A 15,029-nucleotide genomic window follows, 5' to 3' on the forward strand; every position below is an offset into this window, starting at 1 on the left:
AGGTACGAGACTCCTGCTTAGAAAAGTGAGTCCAGGGGAGACCCCACAGGCGCAAAGGCGCCGAAGAGGCTCATCGGACCGCCCGATGAAAACGAGTGCCCTTCGTTCCAATCAACGTTCAAATTGCACAAACCCCAAAAGAAACTGTAGACAAACTAAGTTTTCATCGAGTTTGTCTACAGTCTGGGCAGTCCTTTAAAAAGGCTGCTTTTTTTTGTGGTATTTGGATCTGTTGCTTTCTGGGACTAATCAGCAAAAGGAGGTGAACGTCAGGGAGAGATAGGAAAAAGAGGTCATTCGAATTAAATGGAAATGTGAATATAGGCTTGTTTTCTAATAGAATTGAAAAAATAGTTAAATTTTTCTTTAAAAGGGTAATTATATTATTATAACTGTTGTAATAGTGAAAAAGAACGTTGTTGTAACCTTTTTTGATTTTTAAAACCCTATGGATTACGGTTTTTAACCATTAGGGGATTTTGTCGAATGAATCAGCGCTTTGAAAAAAACGTTTTTTTTTCAAAAAAGAAAAAAGGAAGTAATCCTTTGTTTTCTTATGAATCCTTTACTTTAAAGGGTGAAATCAACTAAATTGACATAATAAATTGAAAGTAAATGCGAAAATTAGTTCTAAAGTATCAGGTATATAGATTTGTTTTTCGATATGATATAAAAGCTAATGGAAGGAAAATTTGGTTAATATGTAGAAAATCATATTAAAATGTAATATTACGTAATATTAATCATGTAATCATACTAATAATCACGACAAATTTGAGCAATTTGTGACAATTTTCGACGATAATAGGTCTAAAGTCCATGTGTTGTTTATGGACATAGTTATAATGTTTCTTTAAAATTAAAACGTAAATGCACTGGATTAATTTATTGATATTGTAATTAAATGTTAGTTATAGAAAGAGGTAATCGATGTGGAGTTATTTTCAAATACTTTTCAATCACTAGAAAATGCCCTTAATTATTCTAATGTAAAACAAAAAGTCATTTCACAGAACATAGCCAATTCGGATACGCCTAATTATAAAGCTAAAGAGGTCGACAAAACACAATCCTTTAAGACAGAGCTGGAATCATCACTGGATTCATATCGTACCGATGAACGACATTTCCCCTTCAAATCAGAAGGGAGTCATGCTTCTCAGATCGTGACGCAGAAAAATGTCCGATATAACAATAATGGAAATAGCGTGGACGTTGATAAGGAAATGACGGAGCTTGCTGCCAATCAGATTTATTATAATGCAGTAACCGACAGGCTTTCAGGTAAGTTTCAATCATTGCAGAATGTAATTAGAGGAGGTAAGTGATGGGAATCTTCCAAAGTATAAACATGACCGGATCCAGCCTGACGAGTCAAAGGCTAAGGATGGATGTAATCTCTGCTAATATGGCTAATACCGATACGACCAGGGCGGAATATGACGCCGAATCTAAAAAATGGAAGCCGTACACAAGAAAATCGGTTGTGCTGCAAAGTAAGGAAAACGGTTTTTCAAGTTTCTTGAACGCTGCATCCCAAAAAACGAGCGAGGTAGGGAATGGTGTGAAGGTGACTGGAATAGTTAAAGATAAAACACCTTTTGAACTGGATTATAATCCAGATCATCCTGATGCCAATGAAGATGGTTATGTTGAAATGCCAAATGTCGACCCGCTTCGGGAAATGGTTGATTTAATGAGTGTCACACGTTCATACGAAGCAAATGTGACAGTTTTAAATGCATCAAAGGGAATGATGATGAAAGCTTTGGAAATTGGAAAATAAAAGTTTGAAAGGGGATTGTTGATATGGAGGGGATTTCTCTTTCTGCAATGAACAATGCAAGCAATGTGCAGAAAAAAGATCAAAGTAAGACTAATACACCATACGAAGCACAGCAAAATTTTGCGTCGGTATTAAAAGAATCAATGAATAAAGTTAACGAAACACAAGTGGCATCTGATGACCTTACAACCAAATTGGTTAATGGAGAGGATGTTGAGCTTCACTCGGTGATGATAGCTTCACAAAAAGCCAGCATTACCATGCAGGCTACATTAGAGGTTCGGAATAAGGTTGTGGAAGCCTACCAGGAAATGATGAGAATGAGTATATAGCATTCATTTTTTAACCTCATTATATAGAGAAAAATGACCAGGGGGAAAAATCCCCCAATCATAAATTCATAGACTGACCGGGGGATTTAAATGAATGAAGTACTAGTGAATTTTAAAAACAAAATAACTGCTTATTGGACGGGCCGCAGTAAAAAACAAAAATTCATGATGATTGGTTCAGCGGCATTAATTATCATCATCATTACGGCAGTTTCAATTTTAACCACGCGTACGACGCTGGTGCCCTTATATTCCAACTTAACTCCATCGGAAACGGGTAGCATTAAAGAGAATTTAGACAGTCAAGGGATTACAAATGAAGTTTCTGAAAATGGTACGACCATAAAAGTTCCTGAAGAAAGACTTGATTCACTTAAAGTGGAACTGGCAGCTGAAGGAATTCCGGAATCAGGCAATATCGACTATTCCTTTTTTAGTCAAAGTGCTGGTATTGGAATGACTGAAAATGAATTCAATGTCATTAAACTGGACTCGATGCAAACGGAATTGTCCAGTTTAATAAAAAAGATTGATGGAGTAGAAGATGCCAGTGTAATGATCACTCTTCCTGATAAAGGAGTTTTTGTCAGTGATTCAGCTGGGGAAGCGTCAGCATCCATCGTATTGAATACGAAGCCAGGTTATAAATTTGAAGAAAGTCAAATCAATTCCCTTTATCATTTGGTTTCAAAAAGTGTTCCGAATCTCCCTACAGATAATATCGTCATAATGAACCAAGAGTTTGAGTATTTCGATCTTGAAAATGAAAATACTTCTTTCGCGTCGGCATTTGCCACCCAAAATGAAATAAAAAAGGAAATAGAACGTGATATTCAAAGACAGGTGCAAAATATGCTTGGAACGTTAATGGGGAGAGACAAAGTGATTGTTTCAGTCACGACAGACATTGATTTCACTCAAGAAAACCGGGAAGAGAATTTAGTTGAACCGGTCGATGAAGAAAATATGGCTGGAATTGAGATTTCTGCGCAAAGGATCAATGAATCGTATAGTGGGGATGCAGCAGGTGCAGGAGGCGTGCCGCAAAGTGAGGATTCCTCAGATTCATTGGGATCAAAATACGCTGAAGGTACAAACGGATCCGGTGATTATGAAAAAGTGGATGAAACGATAAATAGTGAAGTGAACCGAATCAAGAAGGAGATAGTCGAAAGCCCATATAAGGTTAAAGATTTAGGTATTCAGGTCATGGTCGAACCGCCCACCGCTGATGATCCGAATTCTTTATCTCAACAGAGTGTGGAGGATATTACACAAATCCTTGGTACGATAATACGCACGACAATCGAGAAAAAAGCTGAAGGTGAAGAACTGACGGACGAGGAGCTTAATAATAAAATTGCGATTTCCGTTCAACCGTTTAACGGAAAAATGACGTTGCAAAAAGGTGAAACGAATCCTTCGTTACCAATCTGGGCATACATCGTAGGCGGAGTGCTAATACTTGCCATTATCATTCTCTTAATCTTGTTCCTCAGATCCCGAAAGCAAGCTGAAATGGAAGAGGAGTACGTGGTTGAAGAGGAAGAAGTCGTATTCGATGTTCCGGATTTGAACGAAGAGAAGGAAACGGAAGCATCTTTAAAAAGAAAACAACTGGAAAAGCTTGCAAAAGAAAAGCCGGATGAATTTGCAAAATTATTAAGAAGCTGGATAGCGGAAGACTAGGAGGCTTTTGAAAGTGACAGATAGAAAAAAAAAGGCCGGATTGACTGGCAAACAGAAAGCTGCCATCCTCCTTATTTCCTTAGGCCCGGATGTTTCTGCATCCGTATATAAGCATCTTTCTGAAGAGGAAATTGAGAGATTGACCCTTGAAATTTCGGGAGTGAGAAAAGTGGACTCCCATGATAAAGAAGAAATTCTGGAAGAATTCCATAATATTGCTTTAGCACAGGATTACATCTCGCAGGGCGGGATAGGATATGCGAAGCAGGTACTTGAAAAGGCATTAGGTACTGATCAGGCAACCGCCATCATTAACCGTTTAACATCATCCTTGCAGGTTCGGCCATTCGACTTTGCACGAAAGGCAGACCCTGGACAGATCCTGAACTTCATCCAGAACGAGCATCCGCAGACCATTGCATTGATCCTGTCATATCTTGATCCCACACAGGCTGGACAAATATTGTCTGAACTTCCGCAAGAGGTGCAGGCAGATATTGCAAGAAGGATTGCTTTAATGGATAGCACTTCTCCGGAAATCATCAATGAAGTGGAGCAAATACTCGAAAGGAAACTTTCTGCGACTGTAACCCAAGATTATACACAGACAGGTGGAGTCGAAGCTGTTGTAGATGTGCTGAATGGTGTGGACCGCTCAACGGAAAGAACGATTTTGGATGCACTTGAGATCCAAGATCCGGAGCTTGCAGAGGAAATCAAGAAACGAATGTTTGTTTTTGAAGATATCGTGACCCTTGATGGCAGAGCGATTCAGCGAGTAGTCAGGGAATCTGATAACGAAGATCTTAAACTTTCTCTTAAAGTGGCTAGTGATGAAGTGAAGGAAATCGTTTTCCGAAACATGTCGAATCGTATGGTTGAAACCTTCCAGGAAGAAATGGAATATATGGGGCCAGTTCGATTGCGTGATGTAGAAGAAGCACAATCAAGAATTGTTGCCGTCATTAGACGACTGGAAGAAACTGGGGATATCGTGATTGCCCGCGGCGGAGGGGATGATATCATTGTCTAGGATTATCAAATCCCAGCAGGCTAACCAGGAGAAAAGCAAAAAGATCGTAATAAAAGTTCGCCCTTTCGACTTTCTTCAAAATGATGATGCAGATGAGCGGAAAAAACTTCATTATATTCAACCTGATGAATTGCTCAATGATGCTAAACAGGAAGCGGAAACGTTATTGCGCGAAGCTAAACAAAAAGCCCAAGCAATTGCTGCTGAAATCCAGCAAGACAGAGAACAATGGGAGAATCAAGAAAAATCAATGTTTATTGAACAAGCTCAAAAAGAAGGGTATCAGCAGGGGGTCGAAGATGGGATCCAAAAGGGTTATAACGAGATTGCAGCGGAAATAGCCTTCGCAAAAGAAGTGGTGGAGTCCTCTAAAAAAGATTATCGGCACAAAATCGAATCATCTGAAACCGTTATTTTGAATCTTGCCCTGAAGGTGGCAGAGAAAATTATCGGGCAACAGCTTGAAAAAGATGAAGAGTCTTTTTTATCCATCGTCAAAAGAGCCATCAAAGAGGTAAGGGATTACCGTGAAGTGCAATTGCATACCCATCCGATCCAATATCAATCGATTCTTTCTCACAAAGATGAGTTGATGGCAATCTTTCCGAAAGATACTGAGTTGTATATCTTTCCTGATGATGAGCTTGAAGTAGGCAGCTGTATCATCGAATCAGAAAACGGAAGGATGGACGCCAGTGTCGACAGCCAGCTGCAGGAAATAAAAGTGAAACTAACTGAATTGCTGGAAGGGGAGTAAAGATGAAAACTAGAGACCTATTGCCCTTAGTTGATGAAGTTGATCCATTCAAACACTATGGACGGGTCAAACGTGTTGTGGGGTTAATGATAGAATCCCAAGGCCCTGAAAGCTCTGTAGGTGATGTTTGTTATATCTATACGGGTATACAAAAAAAGAAAAATCGAATTTTAGCTGAAGTTGTCGGTTTCCGTGATGAAATGGTTATTTTAATGCCATTTACAGCAGTTAGTGACATTGCACCGGGTTGTATCGTGGAAGGGAGAGGAAGGAGCCTTGAGATAAAGGTGGGAAGCGGGCTAATTGGCAAAGTAGTCGATCCATTGGGACATCCCATTGATGACTCAATGCTTCCAAAAGGTCTCGCGACAATTTCTGTGGATCAAGATCCGCCGAATCCGATGAAACGCCCCCCCATTAATGAACCGATAGATGTAGGAGTTCGGGTGATTGATAGTTTATTAACAGTTGGAAAAGGACAGCGTGTTGGTATCTTTGCAGGGAGCGGCGTCGGGAAAAGCACGTTGCTTGGTATGGTGGCAAGGAATACGACGGCTGACTTAAACGTAATCGGTCTTATTGGTGAACGTGGCCGTGAAGTTCGAGAATTCATTGAGAAAGATCTTGGACCAGAAGGGCTGGCACGATCAATCGTTGTAGTGGCCACATCTGACCAGCCAGCGTTGATGAGGATAAAGGGGGCTTTGACGGCAACTGCCATTGCGGAATATTTTCGTGATAAGGGATTGAATGTGATGCTGATGATGGATTCGGTTACGAGGGTTGCGATGGCCCAGAGGGAAATTGGGCTTGCTATCGGGGAACCGCCGACGACCAAAGGATATACGCCATCCGTTTTTGCCATCCTTCCAAGGTTACTCGAAAGAACGGGAACAAATCAGTTGGGGACCATAACAGCTTTTTATACGGTACTAGTCGACGGTGATGATATGAATGAACCGATTGCTGATGCAGTCAGGGGAATATTGGATGGTCACTTCATACTAGACCGTAACTTGGCCAATAAAGGACAGTTTCCAGCGCTCAATGTATTAAAGAGCATTAGTCGTGTCATGAACAATATTGTTGGTGACAAGCATAAAAACGCTGCAGAAAAATTTCGGGCAAGTTTATCAACCTATATGGAGTCGGAAGATTTGATTAATATAGGGGCTTATAAGAGGGGTTCTTCCAAACAAATTGATAACTCGATTACACGCTATCCGGAAATCATTTCATTTTTGAAACAAGGAACCCATGAAAAAGCTTCCAAAGATAATAGTATCAACGCCCTTGTCGAATTGATGGAGAAAGGTGATTAATAATGATTTATCAATATAAATTCGAGAAGATCCTGACCATCAAAGAAAAAGAAAAGTCCGATGCACTAGCTAAATATAATGCTGCTTTAAAAAAATTTGAAGAAGTGGCAGAAAAGTTATATAAGCTTTTAAAGAAAAAAGAAGAGTTGCTTGAGTTTCAACAGGAAAAGCTGCGAAATGGATTGTCCGTTCAGGAAATTCGTCATCATCAGTTATTTATGGACAACTTGGAAAAACTCTTAGGCCACTGTCAACAGGAAGTCATTGAAGCACGATACAAGATGAATAATCAACGGGATATATTAATGGAAAGAAATATCGAGGTTAAAAAGTACGAAAAAATGAAAGAAAATGGTTTTCTTAAATTCCTCGATGTCATTAAAGAAGCTGAGAACAAACAAATGGATGAAATATCTATCCGGCAATTCTTAAGCAAAGGCGTAAGGTGATGGAATGCGTAAAAAAAGTGAATCTAATGGATCGGAAGAATTGGAAGAAAGAAAGATAAGTAAGTTTCAATGGTTTCTTGTCATCTTCATTCCATTAATCTTTGCGGTAACTGTAGCGTTGATCGTTTTTACAGTTGCAGGGGTGAATGTAGTGGAAAAGGCAAAGGAAATGACTTCGAAAATACCTTTCATTGAATCGGATCAAAAGGATGAAGAGAAGGGGAAACCTGCCAAGAATGATGAGAAAGTTTCCATGAAACTCGAAAAATTAGAAACCGAGATTGAAAACAAGGAAAAAGAGATAGAAAAGCTTGAGGGCATCATTGATTCACGTGACAAGGCCATTGCAAAGGCAGAAGCGGAAAAACAGCAGCTTCAAACAGAAAAGAATCAACTTAGGGATAGTCAGAATAATAGTAAACAAGCGTTTAAAGATATAATCCGCACTTATGAAACGATGGCTCCCAAGAAGGCTGCACCTATCATTATGGAAATGAATGATGAAGATGCTGTGGAGATTCTCTCAAGTATGAAAGCTGCCACTTTAGCTAAGGTTTTGGAGCAAATGACAACGGCTGATGCTGCAAGGTTAACGAAGAAACTAACGGAACAAAGTTCTTAGGTGGAAAGAGTGAGGAGGTGAATATATGAATTCAGCAATTAATTCTTTACTTCCCTTGGCATCATTAGGTCTAAAGGTACCAGTTAAGCCAAATCAGCAAACTGATTCAGGGTTTGGTTCAGCCCTACAATCAGCCATTGGGACAGAACCTCCCATTCCATCGGATATAGGCGCCATTACTGAAGGACGAATGTCTGTAATAAAGGATTTACTTGGTTTTTTGAAACTTGAAAGGCTATGTGAAACAGGGGAAGAGAGAGTTGTCGAAGCCCCTTCTGTAAACCAGCAAGACAACGACCTTATTTTACAGGTCCTAAAAAATGTAGCCGGAAATGATGAGGGTGCTCTTGATGATTTCCTTGGGAGCATCGAGGATCTCGATTTAGAACAAGAAGTGGACGACGACTTCAGCCTGACTCCACAAAGTTTGTTATCAGCCAATGTCATGGATCTGTATACCATCCTGAAAAAAATTACTGTTTTAAGCGAAGAAAAATGGAATGACCCCTCATTATCCGGTGTGGTGAATCTTTTGAAACTGGTGAAAACTCATGATCTTCTCTCGGAAAATAAGGATATGACCCAAGATGAAGCGGCCATCCAGAAACAATTGAAACACCTGCTTGAAGGGTTGACGGGAAAGTTGGAGAAATGGCTGTCCAATCAGTCAAAAGCAGAACCTGATCAATCCAACGCTCTGGGGAAAGGGCAAACTCATACAATAGAAACATTGAAAAGTGCATTCTCGCAATTATCCGGGAGCGACAAGGTAAATAAAGATGGGACAGTCAGCAGCGGTGTGACTTTGCAAAGTTCGGATAGTGGTAAACATCAAGGGACTGGTATGCCTTTTCTCATGACAAAACTAGAGCAATTCGTCTTGGCAGTTCCTAAGGGTGAGCAAACTGTCAGTCAAGAGGAGTTTATTAAACAATTTGAAAATATTTTGAGTAAGGCGAACTTTAACGGAACCAACGGTGTAAATAAACTTTTAATCAGATTGACTCCTGAACATTTAGGGTCCTTAAGAATCGAGTTGATTCAAAAGGATGGTATGCTGTCAGCCAAGATTATGGCTTCTACTGCTCAGGCCAAAGATATGCTGGAGAATCAGATTCATGGCTTAAAACAAGCCTTTAGCGGACAAAACATTCAAATTGAAAGAATTGAAATATCACAGGCCTTCAATGCTTTTAACTCTGAGAAATTCAGCCATAAAGATGCGGATGAACATAATGAACAACAGGAGAGTAAGGAAGAAAGCAATGAGGAAACGGAAAGCGAGTTTACGGGATCCCTTGCCGATGCTCTGTTAAATCTTGAAGTGTAGGTGAAAAAATGACGACCATCGATACGTCACTATTATTATCAAATTCTCAAACTGAAAACAGAAAAACCGGGGATGCATTGGGAAAGGATGATTTCTTGAAATTGTTGCTTACCCAGCTTCAAAATCAAGATCCGTCAAGTCCGATGGACAATACGGAATTCATCGCCCAAATGGCCACCTTTTCTTCCCTGGAACAGATGATGAATATGGGAGCCCAAATGGAAGAAATAATCGGGATCAATCAACAAAATAGTTTAATGAACTATAACTCTTTTGTCGGTAAGGAAGTCACTTGGCACAAATTGGATGAAGGCGATGATAAGCTTGCGATAGAAGAAGGGACAGGCATCGTAAAATCGATCCAATATAAGGGTGATGGCGTTTATTTTCTTTTAGAAGATGGCACAAAGCTTGAACCCGCAAATATTTCAGCAATGAAACAACCAAGTTCCACGTCGAATAGTTTGACGGCGGCAAGTGAATTAATAGGCAAGCGTGTTTCCTGGATGGACGATAAAAATGGTGAGTCGTCTGCTGTCGTAATTTCGGTATCCATGAGTAATGGCAAGCTGGAAATTGAAGTGGATGATGAAAACAACACCAAGTTAACATCAGAGCAATTGATGAAGATCGCTAAAGCTTAAGGGATGGAAATATCAATGAACTTGGTTTTCAAGCAAATTCCGCTCAGCTTTTGCCACAAACAAAATTACCGTTAAGGCAAAGGCGGATAATCCAAAGCGACTTACGACAGTTTTTTCAAATTGCTGTCTCCACAAATGAAAAATTGAGCATTAGTAATCATGCTCAATTGCGGATGAGTCATCGGAATTTAGAAATAGCACCAAAAACCTGGAACAAAATAGCTGATAAAGCCAATTAGGCCAAAAAGATGGGTGTAACCGAATTTCTTATCATTATTGATAATGAGGCACTCATAGTAAGCACAAAAAACAACAAGGTCATTACGGTCATGAACAGGGATGTAGCAACATCACCAATCTTCACGAACATCAATGGAACCATAGTTTTAATAAATAGGCTGGACCTGGAATAGGAAGCCTGGACTGTGGAATGACGGAAGCAGTCGATAAATGAAAGGGGAGCTTTCACATGCTTCGTTCAATGTATTCGGGAATAAGCGGATTAAAAAACTTACAAACAAAATTGGATGTAATCGGTAATAACGTCGCCAATGTCAATACATATGGTTTCAAAAAAAGCCGTGTGACATTCAGCGATGCGATGAACCAAACGGTATCTGGTGCAAGTGCAGCAACAGCCAATAAAGGCGGAACCAATTCTAAACAAATTGGATTGGGCTCCACGATAGCTACAATCGATACGATCCATACACAGTCAAGCCTGCAAACCACCGGCCGCGATCTTGATTTAGGAATATCTGGTGATGGCTATTTTGTCGTCAAGCAAGGCGATTCTCTTTCATATACACGTGCAGGAAACTTTTATCTGGATGATAACGGTACACTTGTCAACGCGAATGGGTTGAAAGTACAGGCTTACAAGGTTGATGAAAACGGTAAACGATCAAAAACGATTGGCGACGTGGCTGTTAACGTCAATGCGATTTTACCTGCTATTGCCACTACTAAAATATCAGTAAGTGGAAATCTAGCTGCTGACGCAATTGATGGCACCGTATTTAGCCAGCAAATGAAAGTTGTGGATGAAAACGGAAAAGAACAAACGGCTACTATCTATTTTCAAAAAAACGGTGTTGATAAATGGGAGCTTTTTGATGAAGAACCTGCTGCTTTGGGGGATACATCAACAACTAAACCAAAACCGTTCACTTCGGTGAAATTCGATGCAAATGGTCAGATAGTGGCAGCCGATAAAACCCAGGCAGGTCAAACCATTAACATTTCAAGCGGCAAAGAGGATGACTCGGATACAACAGTTGATGAAAGCGTGCAAAAAGTTAAGTTGGATTTTGATTTCTCGAACCTTACTCAAGTTAAAGGTTCCACTACAGCTCTTGTCAATCCAGATGGTAATAAAGAAGGAAAACTGGAAAGCTTCAATATTGGCGCATCAGGGGAAATAAATGGCGTTTATTCCAACGGTCTGATAACAACCTTAGGCCAACTGGCCGTCGCCAAGTTCTCCAATGCATCAGGCTTGACGAAAACGGGTGGTAACACTTTTCAGGAATCAATCAATTCAGGTACGGCAAACATCAATATCGCAGGTGAGGGGCGTGGTGTGATTGCATCAGGTTCATTGGAAATGTCCAATGTGGATTTATCCGAAGAGTTTACTGAAATGATCGTTGCACAACGTGGTTTCCAGTCGAATTCCAGAATCATCACGACGTCGGATGAAATTTTACAGGAATTAGTTAACTTAAAACGATAAGTTAAGGGAGGGAGGAGCCAGGTGCTTTTGCTCTGGCTCCTAAATATCATTATCAAAGTCACAAGGCTCAATGGAAAATGCTTTCATATCAATGCATTGTACATAGACACAGTCGAGTCATTGCCAGATACGACCATTACTTTTACAAATGGTAAGAAAATCGTTGTGCTAGAGAAGGAAGAGGAACTGGTTGGAGCTATTATACAATTTTACCGTACCGTCAATATTCTCGGTTTTCGTAAGGATGTGGAGGAAAGTTCATGAAAAAAAAACTAATGACTATTATGTTGATTATACTCGTGGCTATAACGCTTGTAGGTGTCATAGCGGTCGTGGTTGTGACAAAGTTATCTGATCCCACATCTGCTGAAGGTAAACCTAGCATTGACGAAATTGTCAAATCATCAGTTGAGATTCCTGAAATCACTACGAATCTTGCCGGCAATGATTATATCAAAATCTCTTTTATGGTCCAAACAGAAAGCAAAAAAGCGAAAGAAGAGTTGGAAAAAAGAAATTTTCAAGTGAAAAATATAATTATAACCGAACTATCCGAAATGAAAGCGGAAGAGTTAACCGGTAAAAAAGGCAAGGAAAAGCTTCAAGAAACTTTGAAGACCAGAATGAATGAATTAATGGAAGAAGGAAAAGTTGAAAAGGTTTATATTACTTCCTCGATTCTGCAATAAGAACATCCTTGCTTCATTAAATAAGAAGGGGAAGCTTTGGAGGTGAGTGTTAATGTCCGGGGAAATATTATCGCAAAATGAAATAGATGCTCTGTTATCGGCCATTTCCACAGGTGAAATGGATGCAGATGATTTAAAAAAAGAAGAAGTAGAAAAAAGAGTGAAAGTTTACGACTTTAAAAGGGCGCTTCGGTTTTCAAAGGACCAAATCCGCAGTTTGACCAGAATACACGAGAACTTTGCGAGGCTGCTGACCACATACTTTTCTGCTCAACTTAGAACATATGTCCAAATATCCGTTGCTTCGGCAGATCAAATACCATATGAAGAGTTTATCCGATCAGTTCCAAAAATGACTATCATGAATGTTTTTGAGGTACCGCCCTTGGATGGCCGAATTATTATTGAGGTCAACCCGAATATCGCCTATTCCATGATGGATCGTGTTTTGGGCGGGCGGGGCATAAGCGTGAATAAGGTAGATAGTTTAACCGAAATAGAAACGAAAATCATGTCGAATTTATTCGAGAAGGCTTTTGAAAATTTACAGGAGGCTTGGGGAACGATTGTTGAAATCGAACCGGTAATGACAGAGTTCGAGGTGAATCCACAATTTCTGCAACTGGTTTCACCCAACGATACTGTTGTGGTCATTTCCTTGAATACACAAATCGGCGAAACGAGCGGAATGATTAATGTTTGCATCCCTCACGTCGTATTGGAACCGATCATACCAAAGTTATCCGCTCATTATTGGATGGAAAATTCCCAAAAGGAAAAAATCCCAGAGGAAATCATGATTTTGGAAAAGCGTATCCGAAACGCAGATCTTCCCATTATTTCCGAACTTGGTTCTACGGATATCACCATTCAGGACTTTTTGCTGCTTGATGTTGGCGATGTCATCGATTTGAATAAGGCAATCGATGAACCTTTGACGATTACAATTGGGGGGATTCCAAAATTCAGTGGGCAGCCAGGAAAAGTAGGAAAAAAACATGCTATCCAGATTCTTGATATTTTGAAAGGGGGAGACGAAGATGGTAAGTGATGGAATGCTTTCACAAGACGAGATAGATGCCCTTTTAAAAGGTACAAGTGATATAGAGGATGAGGTGTTCCCTCTCTCGATTGACGATTATTTATCAATGATGGAACTCGACGCCCTCGGTGAAATTGGTAATATCTCCTTCGGAAGTTCGGCCACTGCCCTATCCACTTTATTGAATCAGAAAGTGGATATCACCACCCCGACGGTTTCTTTAATTGAAAGGGGACAGATCGCGGAAGAATTCCCGCATCCGTATGTAGCGATTCAAGTGCAATATACAGAAGGTTTTTCAGGTATAAATATGCTGGTCATCAAGCAGAGCGATGCTGCTATCATTGCGGATTTGATGCTTGGAGGAGATGGGGAGAATCCTTCTGACCTGCTTGGGGAAATTCAATTGAGCGCTGTTCAGGAAGCAATGAACCAAATGATGGGTTCTGCTGCGACATCCATGTCGACCATTTTCAGTAAAAAAGTGGATATTTCTCCACCTAGCATAGACTTACTTAATTTTTTAAATGGTGTAGGTGAAAATGCGATACCTGACGAGGATTTATTTGCAAAAATCTCATTCCGCCTCCGTGTCGGAAACTTAATTGACTCCAGTATTATGCAATTGTTGCCGTTAGAGTTTGCTAAAGGGTTAGTTTCTGAATTATTAAATGGGACGAGCGAAAGCCAGCCTACCGATATTAAAACGCAACAAGTACTAAGTGATCCAGTAATAAACATTCCAAATCAGGAGCCTGCATCCTTCCAGGACACCAGGCCAGATCGATCGGCAAACGAAATTTATGGACAAGGCGGTCACCGAACCCAACCTGCGAACCAAATGCCGAATGTTCCGCAACATTTTGGAGTTTCATCCGTACCAACAGGACAGCCGGTAAATGTTCAGCCTGCCAGTTTCACTAGTTTTCAGCCTTATCAGCTTCAGGAGTCTGAAACGAAAAACCTCAGCATGCTGATGGATATCCCTTTGCAAGTAACTGTGGAGCTTGGAAGAACGAAACGCTCCGTAAAGGATATTTTGGATCTGTCCTCCGGATCGATCATTGAATTGGATAAATTAGCAGGAGAGCCAGTGGATATCCTGGTAAACAGCCGCTTGATAGCAAAAGGTGAGGTAGTGGTGATTGATGAAAACTTCGGGGTACGTGTTACGGATATCATGAGTCAAAGTGAACGATTAAATAATATAAGATAATTTGGGGGACGAGAATAATGGCTAATAGAATTTTAATTGTGGACGATGCAGCATTTATGAGAATGATGATAAAGGATATCCTTTCTAAAAATGGTTTTGAAATAGTCGGGGAAGCAGCAGATGGCGCCCAAGCAGTGGAAAAATATAAAGAAACCCATCCGGATCTTGTAACGATGGATATTACCATGCCTGAAATGGACGGGATTACGGCGTTAAAGGAAATTAAAAAGGTACACCCTCAAGCCAAGGTCATTATGTGTTCTGCGATGGGGCAGCAAGCCATGGTCATTGATGCGATCCAGGCGGGGGCAAAAGACTTCATCGTGAAGCCATTCCAGGCAGACCGGGTATTGGAAGCCATAAATAAAGCATTAAGTTAAGAG

19 protein-coding genes are annotated in these 15,029 nt (G+C 40.3%); all 19 read left to right on the forward strand.

Going from position 1 to position 15,029, the window contains the following annotated elements; genetic code table 11:
- Positions 1 to 199 (forward strand): hypothetical protein (locus ACFVSH_RS09930; RefSeq protein WP_387705792.1); only part of this gene is annotated, 199 nt, incomplete at its 5' end.
- A 733-nt stretch (positions 200 to 932) separates the two neighbouring features.
- Positions 933 to 1,328, forward strand: a complete 396-nt coding sequence (flgB, locus tag ACFVSH_RS09935; protein WP_192204018.1) for a flagellar basal body rod protein FlgB — start codon at positions 933 to 935, stop codon at positions 1,326 to 1,328.
- Positions 1,328 to 1,786 carry a flagellar basal body rod protein FlgC gene (gene flgC / locus ACFVSH_RS09940; RefSeq protein WP_387599871.1) on the forward strand — a complete coding sequence of 153 codons (459 nt, stop codon included), beginning with the start codon at positions 1,328 to 1,330 and terminating at the stop codon, positions 1,784 to 1,786. The genes flgB and flgC overlap by 1 nt, the downstream gene beginning before the upstream one ends.
- Before the next feature lie 23 nt (positions 1,787 to 1,809).
- The gene (fliE, locus tag ACFVSH_RS09945; protein ID WP_483878283.1) at positions 1,810 to 2,118 is read left to right on the forward strand and encodes a flagellar hook-basal body complex protein FliE; all 309 of its coding nucleotides are present in this window, start codon (positions 1,810 to 1,812) and stop codon (positions 2,116 to 2,118) included.
- 90 nt (positions 2,119 to 2,208) lie between these two features.
- Positions 2,209 to 3,807: a flagellar basal-body MS-ring/collar protein FliF gene (fliF, locus tag ACFVSH_RS09950; protein WP_387705793.1), complete on the forward strand. Its 1,599-nt coding sequence runs from the start codon at positions 2,209 to 2,211 to the stop codon at positions 3,805 to 3,807.
- 13 nt (positions 3,808 to 3,820) lie between these two features.
- Entirely contained in the window at positions 3,821 to 4,840 is a 1,020-nt protein-coding gene (gene fliG, locus ACFVSH_RS09955) for a flagellar motor switch protein FliG (RefSeq protein WP_260284247.1), read from the forward strand.
- Positions 4,833 to 5,597 (forward strand): flagellar assembly protein FliH, encoded by a 765-nt coding sequence (fliH, locus tag ACFVSH_RS09960; RefSeq protein WP_387705796.1) that lies wholly within the window; start codon positions 4,833 to 4,835, stop codon positions 5,595 to 5,597. Before fliG ends, fliH begins: the two co-directional genes overlap by 8 nt.
- Positions 5,598 to 5,599: 2 nt before the next feature.
- Positions 5,600 to 6,919: a flagellar protein export ATPase FliI gene (fliI, locus tag ACFVSH_RS09965; RefSeq protein WP_387705798.1), complete on the forward strand. Its 1,320-nt coding sequence runs from the start codon at positions 5,600 to 5,602 to the stop codon at positions 6,917 to 6,919.
- 2 nt (positions 6,920 to 6,921) lie between these two features.
- The gene (gene fliJ, locus ACFVSH_RS09970) at positions 6,922 to 7,368 is read left to right on the forward strand and encodes a flagellar export protein FliJ (RefSeq protein WP_387599881.1); all 447 of its coding nucleotides are present in this window, start codon (positions 6,922 to 6,924) and stop codon (positions 7,366 to 7,368) included.
- Positions 7,369 to 7,372: 4 nt separating this feature from the next.
- Positions 7,373 to 7,990, forward strand: coding sequence for a MotE family protein (locus ACFVSH_RS09975; protein WP_387705800.1), 618 nt, complete (start codon positions 7,373 to 7,375; stop codon positions 7,988 to 7,990).
- A gap of 25 nt (positions 7,991 to 8,015) precedes the next feature.
- Entirely contained in the window at positions 8,016 to 9,320 is a 1,305-nt protein-coding gene (locus ACFVSH_RS09980; RefSeq protein WP_387705802.1) for a flagellar hook-length control protein FliK, read from the forward strand.
- An 8-nt stretch (positions 9,321 to 9,328) separates the two neighbouring features.
- A complete protein-coding gene (flgD, locus tag ACFVSH_RS09985; RefSeq protein WP_387705804.1) occupies positions 9,329 to 9,964 on the forward strand; it encodes a flagellar hook assembly protein FlgD in 636 nt (211 codons plus the stop codon).
- 248 nt (positions 9,965 to 10,212) lie between these two features.
- The gene (locus ACFVSH_RS09990) at positions 10,213 to 10,377 is read left to right on the forward strand and encodes a hypothetical protein (RefSeq protein WP_387705805.1); all 165 of its coding nucleotides are present in this window, start codon (positions 10,213 to 10,215) and stop codon (positions 10,375 to 10,377) included.
- A gap of 56 nt (positions 10,378 to 10,433) precedes the next feature.
- Positions 10,434 to 11,699: a flagellar hook protein FlgE gene (locus ACFVSH_RS09995; protein WP_387599895.1), complete on the forward strand. Its 1,266-nt coding sequence runs from the start codon at positions 10,434 to 10,436 to the stop codon at positions 11,697 to 11,699.
- A 48-nt stretch (positions 11,700 to 11,747) separates the two neighbouring features.
- Positions 11,748 to 11,963: a flagellar FlbD family protein gene (locus ACFVSH_RS10000; protein WP_076367895.1), complete on the forward strand. Its 216-nt coding sequence runs from the start codon at positions 11,748 to 11,750 to the stop codon at positions 11,961 to 11,963.
- Positions 11,960 to 12,388, forward strand: coding sequence for a flagellar basal body-associated protein FliL (gene fliL / locus ACFVSH_RS10005; protein WP_260284256.1), 429 nt, complete (start codon positions 11,960 to 11,962; stop codon positions 12,386 to 12,388). Before ACFVSH_RS10000 ends, fliL begins: the two co-directional genes overlap by 4 nt.
- Positions 12,389 to 12,440: 52 nt before the next feature.
- A complete protein-coding gene (gene fliM / locus ACFVSH_RS10010) occupies positions 12,441 to 13,439 on the forward strand; it encodes a flagellar motor switch protein FliM (protein ID WP_260284257.1) in 999 nt (332 codons plus the stop codon).
- A complete protein-coding gene (gene fliY, locus ACFVSH_RS10015; protein ID WP_387705807.1) occupies positions 13,429 to 14,646 on the forward strand; it encodes a flagellar motor switch phosphatase FliY in 1,218 nt (405 codons plus the stop codon). The genes fliM and fliY overlap by 11 nt, the downstream gene beginning before the upstream one ends.
- Positions 14,647 to 14,663: 17 nt before the next feature.
- A complete protein-coding gene (gene cheY / locus ACFVSH_RS10020; RefSeq protein WP_387599900.1) occupies positions 14,664 to 15,026 on the forward strand; it encodes a chemotaxis protein CheY in 363 nt (120 codons plus the stop codon).
- The last annotated feature ends 3 nt before the right edge of the window (positions 15,027 to 15,029 follow it).

It is taken from the genome of Peribacillus sp. NPDC058002 (assembly GCF_042886655.1).
Lineage (GTDB): Bacteria > Bacillota > Bacilli > Bacillales > DSM-1321 > Peribacillus > Peribacillus aracenensis.

What these genes read in the sequence shown, in the direction of transcription:
- flgC (WP_387599871.1), top strand. Translation starts at nt 1,328, where the DNA reads ATGGGAATCTTCCAAAGTATAAACATGACCGGATCCAGCCTGACGAGT.
- fliE (WP_483878283.1), top strand. Translation starts at nt 1,810, where the DNA reads ATGGAGGGGATTTCTCTTTCTGCAATGAACAATGCAAGCAATGTGCAG.
- fliF (WP_387705793.1), top strand. Translation starts at nt 2,209, where the DNA reads ATGAATGAAGTACTAGTGAATTTTAAAAACAAAATAACTGCTTATTGG.
- fliI (WP_387705798.1), top strand. Translation starts at nt 5,600, where the DNA reads ATGAAAACTAGAGACCTATTGCCCTTAGTTGATGAAGTTGATCCATTC.
- fliJ (WP_387599881.1), top strand. Translation starts at nt 6,922, where the DNA reads ATGATTTATCAATATAAATTCGAGAAGATCCTGACCATCAAAGAAAAA.
- ACFVSH_RS09975 (WP_387705800.1), top strand. Translation starts at nt 7,373, where the DNA reads ATGCGTAAAAAAAGTGAATCTAATGGATCGGAAGAATTGGAAGAAAGA.
- ACFVSH_RS09980 (WP_387705802.1), top strand. Translation starts at nt 8,016, where the DNA reads ATGAATTCAGCAATTAATTCTTTACTTCCCTTGGCATCATTAGGTCTA.
- flgD (WP_387705804.1), top strand. Translation starts at nt 9,329, where the DNA reads ATGACGACCATCGATACGTCACTATTATTATCAAATTCTCAAACTGAA.
- ACFVSH_RS09990 (WP_387705805.1), top strand. Translation starts at nt 10,213, where the DNA reads ATGGGTGTAACCGAATTTCTTATCATTATTGATAATGAGGCACTCATA.
- ACFVSH_RS09995 (WP_387599895.1), top strand. Translation starts at nt 10,434, where the DNA reads ATGCTTCGTTCAATGTATTCGGGAATAAGCGGATTAAAAAACTTACAA.
- fliL (WP_260284256.1), top strand. Translation starts at nt 11,960, where the DNA reads ATGAAAAAAAAACTAATGACTATTATGTTGATTATACTCGTGGCTATA.
- fliM (WP_260284257.1), top strand. Translation starts at nt 12,441, where the DNA reads ATGTCCGGGGAAATATTATCGCAAAATGAAATAGATGCTCTGTTATCG.
- fliY (WP_387705807.1), top strand. Translation starts at nt 13,429, where the DNA reads ATGGTAAGTGATGGAATGCTTTCACAAGACGAGATAGATGCCCTTTTA.
- cheY (WP_387599900.1), top strand. Translation starts at nt 14,664, where the DNA reads ATGGCTAATAGAATTTTAATTGTGGACGATGCAGCATTTATGAGAATG.